At 72.3% G+C, this 13,223-nt stretch carries 14 protein-coding genes; 4 read left to right on the top strand and 10 right to left on the bottom strand.

The window, feature by feature from the left end; all coding sequences use genetic code 11:
* Window positions 1-6 precede the first annotated feature (6 nt).
* A complete protein-coding gene (locus BM041_RS25125; RefSeq protein WP_092962663.1) occupies window positions 7-1,590 on the bottom strand; it encodes an ABC transporter substrate-binding protein in 1,584 nt (527 codons plus the stop codon).
* 125 nt (window positions 1,591-1,715) lie between these two features.
* Between BM041_RS25125 and BM041_RS25120 the strand changes: the two genes are divergently transcribed.
* Window positions 1,716-3,428, top strand: a complete 1,713-nt coding sequence (locus BM041_RS25120; RefSeq protein ID WP_092962662.1) for an N-acyl-D-amino-acid deacylase family protein — start codon at window positions 1,716-1,718, stop codon at window positions 3,426-3,428.
* Here the strand turns inward: BM041_RS25120 and BM041_RS25115 are convergent.
* From BM041_RS25115 to BM041_RS25100, 4 genes are read right to left on the bottom strand one after another with little or no spacing between them, the layout of a single operon-like run.
* Window positions 3,425-4,213, bottom strand: a complete 789-nt coding sequence (locus BM041_RS25115) for an alpha/beta fold hydrolase (protein ID WP_092962661.1) — start codon at window positions 4,211-4,213, stop codon at window positions 3,425-3,427. The genes BM041_RS25120 and BM041_RS25115 overlap by 4 nt on opposite strands.
* Window positions 4,210-5,094: an MBL fold metallo-hydrolase gene (locus BM041_RS25110; RefSeq protein ID WP_092962660.1), complete on the bottom strand. Its 885-nt coding sequence runs from the start codon at window positions 5,092-5,094 to the stop codon at window positions 4,210-4,212. The genes BM041_RS25115 and BM041_RS25110 overlap by 4 nt, the downstream gene beginning before the upstream one ends.
* Complete coding sequence (locus BM041_RS25105; RefSeq protein ID WP_092962659.1) at window positions 5,091-5,639, bottom strand: carboxymuconolactone decarboxylase family protein; 549 nt, start codon at window positions 5,637-5,639, stop codon at window positions 5,091-5,093. Before BM041_RS25105 ends, BM041_RS25110 begins: the two co-directional genes overlap by 4 nt.
* Window positions 5,640-5,647: 8 nt before the next feature.
* A complete protein-coding gene (locus BM041_RS25100; protein ID WP_217648840.1) occupies window positions 5,648-6,310 on the bottom strand; it encodes an RraA family protein in 663 nt (220 codons plus the stop codon).
* Window positions 6,311-6,472: 162 nt separating this feature from the next.
* On the opposite strand from BM041_RS25100, the gene BM041_RS25095 reads away from it, so the two are divergent.
* Window positions 6,473-8,089: a CocE/NonD family hydrolase gene (locus BM041_RS25095; RefSeq protein WP_092962658.1), complete on the top strand. Its 1,617-nt coding sequence runs from the start codon at window positions 6,473-6,475 to the stop codon at window positions 8,087-8,089.
* Between the two features lie 7 nt (window positions 8,090-8,096).
* Here BM041_RS25095 and BM041_RS25090 read toward each other — a convergent pair whose 3' ends face one another.
* The gene (locus BM041_RS25090; protein WP_092962657.1) at window positions 8,097-8,909 is read right to left on the bottom strand and encodes a bestrophin-like domain; all 813 of its coding nucleotides are present in this window, start codon (window positions 8,907-8,909) and stop codon (window positions 8,097-8,099) included.
* Window positions 8,910-8,988: 79 nt separating this feature from the next.
* On the opposite strand from BM041_RS25090, the gene BM041_RS25085 reads away from it, so the two are divergent.
* Entirely contained in the window at window positions 8,989-9,414 is a 426-nt protein-coding gene (locus tag BM041_RS25085) for a hypothetical protein (protein ID WP_092962656.1), read from the top strand.
* Window positions 9,415-9,427: 13 nt separating this feature from the next.
* Here the strand turns inward: BM041_RS25085 and BM041_RS31965 are convergent, their stop codons facing one another.
* From BM041_RS31965 to BM041_RS25065, 4 genes are read right to left on the bottom strand one after another with little or no spacing between them, the layout of a single operon-like run.
* On the bottom strand, window positions 9,428-10,378 hold the full coding sequence (locus tag BM041_RS31965) for a carbonic anhydrase (protein ID WP_092962655.1): 951 nt from the start codon (window positions 10,376-10,378) through the stop codon (window positions 9,428-9,430).
* Window positions 10,375-10,791, bottom strand: coding sequence for a DUF6524 family protein (locus BM041_RS25075; RefSeq protein ID WP_092962654.1), 417 nt, complete (start codon window positions 10,789-10,791; stop codon window positions 10,375-10,377). The genes BM041_RS31965 and BM041_RS25075 overlap by 4 nt, the downstream gene beginning before the upstream one ends.
* The gene (locus BM041_RS25070) at window positions 10,788-11,513 is read right to left on the bottom strand and encodes a hypothetical protein (RefSeq protein WP_175534163.1); all 726 of its coding nucleotides are present in this window, start codon (window positions 11,511-11,513) and stop codon (window positions 10,788-10,790) included. The genes BM041_RS25075 and BM041_RS25070 overlap by 4 nt, the downstream gene beginning before the upstream one ends.
* Entirely contained in the window at window positions 11,510-12,553 is a 1,044-nt protein-coding gene (locus BM041_RS25065; protein WP_092962652.1) for a hypothetical protein, read from the bottom strand. The genes BM041_RS25070 and BM041_RS25065 overlap by 4 nt, the downstream gene beginning before the upstream one ends.
* A 42-nt stretch (window positions 12,554-12,595) precedes the next feature.
* Between BM041_RS25065 and BM041_RS25060 the strand changes: the two genes are divergently transcribed.
* Window positions 12,596-13,183, top strand: a complete 588-nt coding sequence (locus BM041_RS25060) for a hypothetical protein (protein WP_175534162.1) — start codon at window positions 12,596-12,598, stop codon at window positions 13,181-13,183.
* Window positions 13,184-13,223 lie beyond the last annotated feature (40 nt).

Genomic DNA, 13,223 nt, shown 5'->3' with positions numbered 1-13,223 from the left:
GGCCTGCTATGCCACCCTCAGATCGTACCAGCGTTCATGCTCGTCCGGGTGCGGGCACCAGCCCGTGATGTTGCCGGCCATCGCTTCCCACACCGTCGGATAGACGGTGACGATCCAGGGCGCCTCGTCCATCCAGAGCTTCTGCGCCTCCCGCATCAGCTCATTCCGCCGCGGTACATCGAGGGTCTGCCGCGCCTCGTCGATCAGCGCATCCATGCGCGGGTCGGCGAAGCGGGCGCGGTTGGAGACGCCCTGGGAATGCGCCAGCAGGAAGGTGGCGTAGACGGGATCGAGGACGATGGGACCATCCTCGAAGGAGAACATCGGCATGTCCTGCCGGTTGGGTGCGCCGCGCGCGCGCATGTCGCTGTCGCTGATCCGCACGGCGCGGGCCTTGACGCCCACGGCCTGCAGCTGCGCCGCCACCTGGATGGACATCGGCTCCTCCCAGTTGAAGATCTGGGAGTAGAGGATCTCCACGGTCTGGTCGAAGTTGAAGTTGGCCTGGGCCAGCAATGCACGGGCCTTGGCGGGATCGTAGTCGTAGTTGAAGAAGCTGGGGTCGTAGCCCGCGACGATGGGCGGGACGATGGAGCGTGCCTGCTCGGCGAAGCCGAAGAAGACGCCCTGGATGAGCGCCGGCTTGTCCACGGCGTAGTTGAAGGCCTGGCGCACCAGCTTGTTGTCGAAAGGAGGGAAGCGGAGATTCATGCGGACGGAGGAGATGGTGCGGCCGAAGCTGTCCTGCGTCCTCACCCGCCGGTCGCTGCGCAGTTCCGCCACCTGCTGCAGCAGCGGGCGATGGATCCACTGCACCTGGCCGCTGCGCAGCAGCGTGATGCGGGACGCGGCGGAGGGAACCGCGCGATAGACCACGCGGGTGAAGAAGGGCTGTTCGCGGAAATAGTTGGGGTTGGCGACGAAGACCGCCTGTTCGCCGGCGCGCACGGATTCCAGGTGGTAGGCCCCGAAGCCCGCGGTGTTGGTCTCCATCCACTTCAGCGCCCAGGGGTCTTCCGGCGTCGCGTGCTTCTTCACTTCCGTGCTGTCATAGACGGCCGGCAGATAGAGCGTCAGCGCGCTGAGCAGGATCATGCTGGGGGCGGAGAGGGTGAACTCCACCTCATACTTCGAGATCGCCTTCACGGCGGTGACGTTGGAGACATTGGCGATGAAGGCGCCGGTGCGGCGCTGCGCGAAGGATTTCGCCCAGCCCCATTCGACGTCGGCGGCCGTCATCTCATTCCCGAAGAAGCTCCGCACGCCCTGACGCAGCTTGAAGACCCAGGTCTTGCCATCCGTGGAGGTCGTCCAGCTTTCGGCCAGGTGGCCTTCGATGACATCGGGGTTGAGGTAGGGGCGGCCGTCGCGCATCACGCGGCCGTAGCGGGTCAGGCCCTCATAGACCTGCACCACGGTTTCCTGCGTGCCGGGGCGCAGCGCGTCGCCGTCGAAACCCTCCGGCGCGCCAGGCGCGGCCAGCAGCAGCGTGCGGCCTGCGCGCGGCTGTGCCAGCGCGGGCGCGGCCAGGGGCGCACCGGCCGCCATGGCCATGGTGCCGAGCAGGATGTCGCGCCGTTCGATCGCCATTGGTCTTTCCCCCGTCCCGCCATCCCGCCTGGTCAACTCAGCCGGACCGGTCCCGATCCGCCGTTGCCAATCCGCGTGGCCGGGGCCATTGTCCGGACAACCTCGATCCTTGGCAAGGAGCCTTCATGCACGACCTGGTCATCCGCGGCGGCACCATCGTGGACGGCACGGGGGCGCCGCGCTTCACCGGCGATGTGGCGATCGATGGCGACCGCATCACGCAGGTCGGCGGCAAGGCCGGCCCCGCGAGGCGCGACGTGCAGGCCGAAGGCCGCATCGTCGCCCCGGGCTGGGTGGATGTGCATACGCATTACGACGGGCAGGCCACCTGGGACCCGGTGCTGGCGCCTTCCGTCTGGCACGGCGCGACGACGATCCTGTTCGGGAATTGCGGCGTCGGCTTCGCACCCGTCCGCAAGCGCGATCACCAGGCGCTGATCGATTTGATGGAAGGCGTCGAGGACATTCCCGGCATCACCCTGGCCGAGGGGTTGCAGTGGAACTGGGAAAGCTTTCCCGAATACCTCGATGCGCTGGATGCCATGCCGCGCACCATCGACGTGGCCGCGCAGGTCGCGCATCACCCGCTGCGCGTCTATGTCATGGGCGAGCGCGGGCTGAACCGCCAGGCCGCGACGGATGACGACATCGCGCAGATGGCGAAGCTGACGGAGGAGGCGCTGCGCGCCGGCGCCTTCGGCTTCACCACCAGCCGCACCGACCAGCACAAGACGCCGACCGGCGACCTGGTGCCCGCGCGCTATGCGGAGCATCGGGAACTGCTGGCGATCGGCCAGGCCATCGGCCGTTCGGGCCGCGGCACCTTCGGAATGCTGAGCGACTTCGAGGATGAGGCCGCGGAATTCGCCTGGCTGCGCCAGGTGGCGGCCAGCACGCAGCGGCCGGTGTGGTTCCTGCTGACGGATCGCAACGCGGACCCCGGGCGTTTGCAGCGCCTGCTCGGCCATGTCCGCGCAGCGCGGGCCGATGGGTTGCCGCTGGCGGCGCAGGTGGCGTCGCGGCCGGTCGGCCTGATCCTCGGCCTGACCACCTCGCTCAACCCCTTCGCGCTTCGCGAAGGTTTTCACGAGCTGGCGCATCTGCCGCCGGCGGAGCAACTCGCAAAACTGCGGGAACCGGCGGTGCGGGCGAAGATCCTGGCGGAGGAGGCGTCGCCCCGCCTGCTGCATGTGGTGCCGCCGCTGTCGCGCCAGATTGCGACGCGCTGGGACCAGATGTTCGCCCTCGGCGATCCGCCGGATTACGAGCCGCCGCCGGAGCGCAGCATGGCCGCCATGGCGGCCGCGGCGGGGCAGGACCCCGCCGCCTTCTGCTACGACTACCTCACTGGCGGCGATGGCGGGCGGATGCTGTATTTCCCCGTCGTCAACTATGTCGGCGGCGACTTCGACCGCCTGCACAATCTGCTGCAGGACCCGCATACGGTGGTCGGCCTGTCGGATGGCGGGGCGCATTGCGGCGTGATCTGCGATGCCTCCATGCCGACCTTCGGGCTGACGCATTGGACGCGCGACCGCAGCCGCGGCGACCGCCTGCCGCTTGAATTCGTGATCCAGCGCCAGACCAGCGGCACGGCGGATTTCTTCGGCTTCCATGATCGCGGGCGGCTGAAGCCGGGCCTGAAGGCCGACATCAACGTCATCGACCTGGATGCGCTGCGCCTGCACCACCCCGAGATGATCTACGACCTGCCCGCGGGCGGCCGACGCCTGGTGCAGCGCGTGGATGGCTACGACATGACCCTCGTCTCCGGCGTGCCCATCATGGAGCGCGGCGCGGAGACGGGGGCACGGCCTGGGCGGCTCGTCCGCTCCTAAAGGCGGGCGACGAAGCCGAGGATCGCCGCGGCCATCAGTTCCGGGGTCTGGATGGCCATGAAGTGGCCGCTCTCCACCTCCCGGAACTCGGCGCCGGCGATGGCGTCGGCCACCGGCTTCACGCGCTCCGGCGGCCGCGTCAGGTCATGCTTCGCGGCCAGCACCAGCACGGGGCAGGCGATGCTGGCGAGGTCGGCGGCCATGTCGAGGTCAGCCAGCATCCGCGCCGTCGCCGCCTGCCCCGCGGGATCGACGCCGAGGCGCGACGCGCGGCAATGCGCGAAGCGTTCCGCATCGCCCCGCATGGCGGGCGGATAGCTCGTCATCAACCCGGTATCGACGACGGCGCGCGCGCCCTTCGTCTCCATCTCCTGCGCGCGGGCCAGCAGCGCGACGCGCCCGGCCTCATTCACCCCCGTCGCCGGCGAGGAGACGACGGCGCCACGCACGCGGCCGGGATGCGCGGCTGCCAGGTGCAGGGCCAGCGCGCCGCCGACGGCCATGCCCACCACGACCACGGGCTGCGTGATGCCGAGCGCATCCATCAGCGCCACGGCGTCATTGCCCTGGGCTGGCATCGTCAGCGGCGTGCGCGGCTTCTCCGACAGGCCGGCGCCGCGCTGGTCGTAGCGCAGCACGCGGCAGCGCGGTGCCAGCAGCGGCAGCATGAAGTCCCAGCTTTCCAGGCTGCCGCCCATCTCATGCAGCAGCAGCAGCGCGGGGCCATCGCCGCCCGTGTCGTGGTAGCGCAGCGCGGCGCCGTCCAGGTCGATCCAGCGCATCATGGCGTGTCTCCGTCGAGGTCGAGCGTCCAGGCATCCGGCACCAGGCGATAGCCGGAACCGTCCCGCGCGACATGCGCGAAGGCGGGGAAGTGCAGGTGCATGCCCGCGATGGCGACGCGATCCGTCGCCACCTGGTCCAGGATGCGGCGGCGCGTGGCGATGGCGAGGGCGGGGTCGGTATCGACCTTCATTGTGACCTCCGGCCGCGCGATCTGCACTTCCGGCACATGCACGATGTCGCCCCAGATCAGCAGCGACCTGCCGCCGGAGGCCACCATGAAGCCGGTATGGCCGGGGGTGTGGCCGGGCAGCGGGATGGCGGTGACGCCGGGGAAGATTTCGCCACTCCGGAACACCTGCATGCGGTCGCGATAGGGGCGCAGGCGGTTGCGGGTCTCGATGAACATGGCCTGGCGCTGGGCGGGGTCGGCCAGGCGCATCATCGCGTCATCGCTGTCCCAATGCGCGATCTCATCGGCATGGACATGCAGCGTGGCATTCGGGAAGGCGGCGGTGCCGGTGCTGTCGGCGATGCCGCCCCAATGGTCGCGGTGGAGATGCGTCATCAGCAGCGTGTCCACCGCCGCCGGATCGACGCCCGCATCCGCCAGGTGCTTCGCGACGAAACCCACCGTCGGCCGCACACCCTGGCCGAGTCCCGCATCCACCAGCGCGATGCGGTCGCCATGGCGGATCAGGAAGGCGTTCACCGCCGTGCGGCGCGCGGGGCGGAAGGATGCCGCGAGCAGGGTGGTCGCCTCCTCTGCCGCGATGCCATCCATCGACGACACCGGCGAATCCTGGTGCCCGTCATGCAGCGCGGTGACGAGGATCTCGCCGACGCGGCGGTGGAAGACGCCCGGAACCTGCGCTTCGATCATGCCGGCAGGGGATGCGCGAGGAGGTAGGGCATGTAGTCCGGCTCCACATCGATCTCCATGGTCCCGAGGAAGCGCACCAGGCCGCAATAGGTCGCGATGATCAGCGTGAGTTCGACCAGCGCCTCCGCGTCGAAATGCGGGCGCAGCGCGTCGAAGGTGGCGGTGGACATGGCGGGGCCGTCCCACATCTCCCGCGCGCCTTGCAGGACCAGCTTCGCCAGCGGTTCCAGCGCGGAATCGCCGCCCGCCGTCTCCACGCCGATGGCGCGGATATCGGCCTCCGTGCAGCCGAAATCCTGGCTGATGCGGACATGGTGCGACCATTCATAGGGGCTGCGCGCCAGCCAGCCGATCTGCAGGATCGCGAGTTCGCGCAGCCGCGCATCCAGGCGGCTGGCGTGGCGGATATGCATGGCGAGGCCGGTGAAGGCGCGGGCCAGGCCGGGGCTGTGCGACAGCAGGCGGTTCAGCGCGATGTCGCGCTTCAGCAGGTCCTGATCCTGTTCGGGCAGGTCGGCGCGGGTGAGATAGGGGAGGCGGGCCATGGCGATCCTCAGCGATGCAGCATGTGTTCGTAGTCGGCACCCATGACCTGGCTGACCGGCTTCCCCGCCTCCACGTCGCGGGCCATGGCGGCCTCTCGCGCCGCGATCATCTCGGCCGCTTCCAGCACGCGGTCGATATCGGCGGCGGCGACCAGCACCACGCCGCTGCCATCCGCCAGCGCATAGTCGCCGGGCCGCGCGGCGACGCCACCCAGGGTGATGGGGCCGCCTGTCTCGGCCTCATGCAGCCGGCCGCGGGCGGTGCGGGCGGTGGTGGCGGCGGCGAAGACGGGGAAGCCGATCTCCGTCGCCTCATCGATGTCGCGCGCCGCGCCATCGGTGATGATGCCCGCCAGCCCGCGCGCCCTGGCGGCGCGGGAGAGGATGCCACCCCAGCCCCCGGCATCGAGGCCCGGGATATGCTGGATCAGCAGGATGTCGCCGGGGCCGGCGGCCTCGATCGCGGCGGAGCAGAGGTGGCGGGGCGTCGTTCCGGGCGGTGGCGGGCCCTCGGCCAGGCGCACCGTCATCACACGGCCGGCGATGCGGCCGCGCACCGTGCGGGGCGGCATGAAGGACAGCGCGGGCGGCAGGCCGAGCTTGTCCATGGCGTCGGACAGCGCGCAGGAATCGAGGCGCCCGAGGCGCGCGATGATGTCGTTCTCGGCCACGATGCCCCGTTTCCCCCGCGTGTCGCCCGCATCATGGGCACCCGGGAGGGCGGCGCCAAGCCGGGCCCCTGGCATGCTTCATGCAAGCCCCGCGCGGGGATTTCGGACGGAGCCACGCCATGGCCGACAGGACCGCCTTGCAGGGCGCGGAGGGACCGCCGGATGCGGCCTGACGAGACGCTTTCCACGCTGATGCGGGACGGCACGCGGCTGGATGCGGCGGTGTGGCGGCCTTCGGCGCCCGGGCCGCATCCGGTGCTGCTGATGCGCCAGCCCTATGGGCGGGGCATCGCCTCCACCGTCGTCTATGCGCATCCCGCCTGGTATGCGGCGCGGGGCTATATCGTGGTGATCCAGGATGTGCGCGGGGCCGGGACCTCCGCGGGGCGCTTCCTGCCCTATTCGGCGGAGGCCGAGGACGGGGCCGACAGCATCGCCTGGGCGGCGGGGCTGCTGGGGGCGACCGGGCAGGTCGGGATGTATGGCTTCTCCTACCAGGGGGCGGCGCAGACGCTCGCGCTCTCCCAATCCCCGCCGGCGCTGAAGGCGATCGCGCCGGCGATGGCGCTCTGGGATTTCTACAAGGAGCGCATCGCGCCGAACGGCGCCTTCACGCTGGGTGGCAGCGCGTATTGGGCGGCGCAGATGGCGGCGCTGATGGCGAAGCGGGCGGATGACCCGGAAGCCTTCGCGGAACTGGCGGCGGCGGCGAATGGCGGGCTGCGCTTCGATGGCCCCGTGCCGGCGGACCCCGCCGTGCTGCGCCGCCATGCCGGCTACAGCCATTACGCGCTGTGGCGGGAAGCGGGGCCTGACCATCCGTCCATGCGGCAGGCGTCATCGGCCGCGCTGATCGGCAGCGCGAAGCCGGCGGTGCCCGCCTTCTTCACCGGCGGCTGGTTCGACTACCATCTGGCGGGCACGGTGGCGGGGTTCCGGCACCTCGGCGGGCATCTCCTCATCGGGCCCTGGACGCATCTCGCCTGGGCACCGCAGGGCGCGGGCACCGATTTCGGCCCGGCGGCCATCAGCAGCATCGACACCATGCAGGCCGACTTCTTCGACCATGTGCTGAAGGGCCATGATCCCGCGCCCTGGATGCGGGAAGCGCCGGTGCGGCTGTTCGACCTCGGCACGCGCGGCTGGCGACTGTTTGATGCCTGGCCGGAGGGGCCGCGCCAGGTGCTGCATTGCGCTGGCACCGGCCTGGCGGCCACGCGGGCGGATGATGGCGCGCTGGTCGCCGATGCGCCGGCCGGGGCGGGGTGGGAGCGTTTCGTGCACGACCCCTGGCGGCCGGTGCCCGCCTTCGGCCTGGCGCATGGCGCGGGGCAGGGGTGGCGCGACCGCGCGGAGATCGATGCCCGCTTCGACATCGCCTGCTTCACCAGCGCGCCCGCTACCGCGCCCGTGACCTATGCCGGCGACCCCGTGGTGGTGCTGGCGGCGGAGACGGATGCGGAATCCTTCGACCTCAACGCGACCCTGTCGCTGGTGACGCGGGAGGGGCGGGCGATGGCGCTGTCGCAGGCCCATGCGCGGATCGAGGCCGGCGCCATGGCGGGCCTGCGCCTGGCCATGCGCCCGATCTGCATCACCCTCAAGCCCGGGGAGGCGCTGCGCCTGTCCGTCGCCGGCGCCTGCTTCCCGGCCTATCCGATCAACCCGGGCAATGGCACCGATCCGCGCCGCGCGACCGGGGCGGAAGCGCAGCCGATCGCCATCGCGCTGCGCACCGGCGCCGGGGGCTGCCGGCTGGAGATGCCGCTGGCGCCGTGACCGGCCGTCAGGGCCTGGCGTAGCGGGTGCTGCCGGGGATGGCGGCGCTGCGATGCGCGAGGCTGTGCGACAGCGCCTGGTAGGGGCTGGCGGAGACGCCGATGCTGCTGCGGAAGGGCTGGTCCATCAGGAAGACGAAGGCGATCAGCGCGCCGACGCCGGCGGCCTGCACCGCCAGCATCGCCACCGTATGAAGCCGCGGCGGATACAGCGCGCCGGTCAGCGCCAGCAGGCCGGACAGCACCAGGATCAGCATCCAGAATTCCAGTGGCAGGCCGATGCGCGCGCCATCCAGCCGCTTCTCCCGCGCGCCATCCATGTCGTCGAATTGCTGCAGCATGTCGTTGGCCATCACCTCCGGCGCCATGGCGGCCAACTGGTAGAAGCCGGCCTCCAGCCGTTCCAGCAGGGCCTGGGTCTGGGGGTGGCGGCCCTCGGTCGTCATCGCGGGGAACTCATCCTCCGCGATGCTGCGGGCGTAGGCGGCCAAATCCTGGCGCAGTGCGTGGCCGGCCGGCCCGCCCCGATCGGCGATGCGCGCCATGGTCGCGATCGCCGCCACCTCCGTGGAGACGAGGCGCTGCGCATCGCTGGCCTGGCTGCGCGCCTGCACGGCGCAGAAGGCCAGGATGAGGGTCAGCGCCGCCATCACCGCGCCGGTGGTGCGCATGGCGATGTCGATATGTTCCTTGGTCTGCGGGATGCGCGCCAGGGGCGCGAGCGCGGCGCAGCCCAGCGCGGCCATCACGGCGGCGGCGGCCATGAAGGCGGCGTAGATCGCGGGGCTCGGCAGGCCATGCAGCAGCGGCGACAGGTCCATGCGCCCACACTGCGCCGCGCGCGCTTAACCCGGCGTTGATGCGCCCTGGTGCTTCCTGCCGGGGCAAGGAGGCAGGGTGATGGCGCAGGCGGTCGCGCGCGGCAGGGGCTGGAGGCCGGACGGCTGGAGGCCGGACGGCTGGAGGCCGGACCCCGTGCTGGCATCGCTGCACGGCATGGGCGGCCACCTGGTGCTGCATGCCGACCGGCTGCGCATCCTGCGGCACGGGCCGTGGTTCACCGCCGTGAACCTGCTGTCGCATCTGGAGCGGGAGATGGAGACGACCATCCTGCTGCGCAGCCTGGTGGGCGTGCATCTGGTGCGGTCGCTGCTGCTGGTGCAGTTCCTGCGCCTGACCTATGCCGGCGCGCCCGCGCCGACCGGCCACTACCTGCGCGACGCCTTCGCCGAGAACGCCTTCATGTTCAGCCTGGCGGACAACCGCCCCCTGCAGGCGATGGCCGCGCGCATCACCCAGGCGGCGCGCGCGGCGGGGGCGGTGTAGCTGGCTGCTTCCGCTACGCCTCCGCCAGGCGGCGGTACCAGGTGGTGGTGCGCAGCACGCCATCGGGGCGGGGGGCCAGGCCCTCGGCCTCCATCAGCTTCGCCACGGCGCGATCGGCATCGGCGCGGCGGCCCTGGTTGCCGGCCAGGCCGTGATACAGCGCGGCGGCGTGCCCGGCATCGCGGCGGGAGACGCGGCCCCTGCCATCCGCCTGCGCCCGCAGGAAGACCAGGACCTGCCGCGCGGCGGTGCTGGGCGTGGCGCCATGCCGCGTGGCTTCCGCGGCCAGCGTGGCGCGGGCTTCCGCCGCCGTCAGGCCATAGCGGGTGACGCCCTCGGTCAGCAGCGCGCGCTCGGCCTCCGCATCCGCGAGGCCGGCGGACAGGCGAAGGCGAACCAGCTCCGCGAAGGCCGGCGCGCCAGCGGGGGGCGATGCGGCCGGCGATGCGGGCGGCGCGACGGCTTCCGCGCGCAGGCCCGGGCGCATGGTGTCCAGGCGCCGCTCCGCGGCGGTGGCGCAGGCCATGCAGGGCAGGCGCTGGGTGCTGCCATCCAGCGCCATCAGGTGCAGTTCCACCGCCATGTCGGGATGGCGGCGCAGCACCTCCGCCGCCGCGCGTTCCATCACCGCCTGGTGCTGGCGTTCCTCATCCGCCGGATCCTGCGCCAGGTTCCGCCCGGCCCAGAGGTTCATCGCCCCGCAGTCGCGATGGTTGATGATGATGACGCGGCGCACGCCGTGCAGCTGTCGCGACGCGGCCAGGTTGTCCCACACCGCGGTGTTCCAGCCGGGCCGGGCTTCGTCCACCGCGGCCAGCGCGGCGCCGGCGATCCGCATCTCGCTGTAGCGGTTGGTGCGGCCCATGGTGGCCAGCAGCTGGGTCACGTCATCGACCAGGCGCGGGTCGATGCAGCTGAGGACGAAGGCGTCCGCCTTGGATGTGTCGGGGGCTGGGGCAGTCATTTCTTGACCTCCTCCGTGTGGGTGATGCCGGTCAGGCGATGATCGAGGTGGGAGTACGACAGGCCCGCGGTGAAGACCACGGCGATGCTGACCAGCGCCCAGATCAGCAGGGTCGCGCCATCCAGCAGCGGCTGGCCGGTCAGTTGCGCCAGCGTGACGCTGGTGCCGAGGGAGAACAGGAGGACCAGCACGATGCCGGTGCGGCCGAGCACGCCCATCGTCGTGCGCCACAGCAGCAGCAGGATCGTCACCAGCACCGCGCCGGTGGCGAGCTTGGCCCAGAACCAGTCGAAGCCGCCCAGCACCCAGTGCAGGTAGGAGGTGCCGGACGGGTTGTAGATCGCGAAGACGATGAACAGGCTGAACAGCGCCCGCGCCACCACGCCGCGCCAGTTGAAGGGCCGCGCGTTCATCGGGCGGAGACCCGCTGGAGCGCGAGGGCGGCCAGGTGGCGCGTCGCCGCATCCGCGGCGAGGCGGCGCTGCAGCCCTTCCCGCCAGGGCCGCAGCGCGGCCGCGGAGGCCGGCGGAAGGCCCGCCAGCGCCGCCTCCGCCCCCGCCAGGTCACCGGCCGAGAGCGCGGCGGAGGCTGCCTGCACCGCGGCCAGCGCCGGCGTGCCGGTGCTGCCCAGGCTGGCGCCGAGCCGCATGGTGGCGGCGGCGCGGCGCGCCAGCCAGCCGGCATCAGGCGCCAGGCCCATCTCCGCCAGCAGCGCCGCTTCCGCCGCGTCCCCGAAGCTGTCGGCCAATTGCCGGGCGGAGGGCGCGCCATGCGGCGCCACCGCATGCAGCGGCGCCAGCAGCGCGGCCGCTTCCGCATCCCCGGCGGCGAAGGCCAGGGCGAGCGCGAAGGCGCGGGGGAAGGGCGCGGTGCGCGGCAGATGCGGCAGCAGCAATTCGATCCCGATCAGCGGCAGCGGCGCATCGGCCGGCAGCGGCGTGGGCATCACCGCCGCCGCCTGGGACACCACGGGGGGCAGGGGCCGTTCCAGCGCGGTCGCCAGCGCCGCCGCGGCCAGCAGGAAGGCGCCGGCGGACAGCGCCAGGGCCAGGCGGCCCTGGCGTGGCGGCGGGGCCGGGCGCGGGGGCTCCGGCGGCATCCCGGGTTCCTCGCCGGGCGCGGGCAGGGGCATCATGGGCAGGGTGCCACCCGCCGCAGCGCGTCGAGCCGGGCCTGCAAGGCCGTGGCGGTGGCGTGGGTGGCCTCCGCGGCCAGGCGGCGTTCGGCATTGGCGATGGCCTCCAGGGCCTGCGCCTCGAAGGCCGCGCGGTTCAGCGTGGCATCCAGCTTGTTGAACAGCCAGTCGATGCCCCAGGAGGCGCCGATGCCGCTCGCCAGCCCCACCACCGTGCCCGGCAGGCCGGCCAGCGCATAGCCGAAGGCGCCGCCCGTCGCGATGATCGACCCCGCCTCGCTCACCCGCACCGCCACGGCGCCGAGCCGCGCGGCCATGGGGCGGAGGGAGCGCATGAAGACCATGCCGGAATCGGCGCCTTCCTCCGCGGCCACCGCCATCGGGTCGGCGGGCGCCGATGCCAGCAGGGCCGGGGCCAGGGGCCGGGCGGCGGCGGCGAGGTCCAGCATCGCCACCGGCTGCCCGCTGCCGGGCGGCAGGGCACGCAGCGTCCCGGTCGCCGCGGCCAGCGCCCGCGCCCATTCGGCATCCACCAGGGCGCCGATATGGTTGAGGTCGGCGCCGAAGCCGCCTTCCTCCAGCGCCGGGGCCAGGACGCGGATGCGGAATTCCTCGCGGATCGGCGCGGCCATCTCCTCCGCGATGCGGGCGGGGTCCGGCACCTCGCCCCGGCCGGCCATGGCATCCGCCAGCCCCACCGCCCCGCGCACCAGCACGCGGTAGGAGGTGACGTAGCTCTGCACCCAGCCATAGGCCCAGTCGCCGAAGCGGGGCACGCGTTCGCGCGCCGGCGCCAGGCGCATGGCGGCGGCATCGGCCAGCAGGCGGGCGGCCATGTCGCGGATCGCCGTCGCGTCGCGGGCCAAATCCTCCGCCACCTGCCGCGCCGTGCCATCCGGTGCCGCATGCAGGGTGCAGGTGCCATCGGCGGTGGCCAGGCCCAGGATCTCCGCCCTTGCGGGTGCGGCAGGCAGGGCGGCGCAGGCCAGCAGCAGGGCGAGGAGCCCGCCGTAACGGCTGGGAAAGCGATGCGGCCGCATGATGCGTGACCGTAGCGGAGATGCACCATGGATTATGGCGGCATGGCGTCCCTGGCCTGGGTCGCGATCGAGGCGCTGGTGGCGGTGCTGGTCGCCCTGCTGCTGCTGCGCGGCGCCAGCGGCGCCTTCAGCCTGGCCGCGCCCCAGGATGCGGAAGCGGTGCCGCTGCTGCATGTCGCCGCACTCGGCACCGGCCTCGCCCTCGGCCTGTCGCTGCTGCTGGCCCTGCCGCATGGGGAGGCCTTCCGCCTGGCGCAGGTCTTCGACGACAAGGGCCGCTGGGGCCAGGACCTCGGCGGCTTCCTGGCCGGCAGCCTGATCCCGGCGCGGGAGACGCTGCACGCCGCCTTCCTGGCCGCCCGGCGGATCGATGGCCCGGCCGGCTTCGCGGGTCTGCTGACGCTGGCCGGCATGCTGGCCGGGGCCGGCGTGGCGCTGCGGCTGTGGCGCGGCCTGGCCCGGCTGCGCGCGCTGGTGGCGTTCCTGCTGCTGACGGCCTGCGTCGCGCTGCTGCTGCACTACGCCGCGCACCTCGCCGCCTGGCTGGCCGCCCGGCTGAACTTCTGGGTCTTCGCGCTGCTGCTGCTGGGGTTCCAGCGTTGGCGCTACGCGCCACGGGCTGCGCACTAGCGCTACGCGCCACGGGCTGCGCACTAGCGCTACGCGCCAC

The organism is Falsiroseomonas stagni DSM 19981 (assembly GCF_900114315.1).
Classification (GTDB): domain Bacteria; phylum Pseudomonadota; class Alphaproteobacteria; order Acetobacterales; family Acetobacteraceae; genus Falsiroseomonas; species Falsiroseomonas stagni.
The sequence above is the reverse complement of the archived record's forward strand: the minus strand, read 5'-3'. Positions and strand labels throughout refer to the sequence as shown.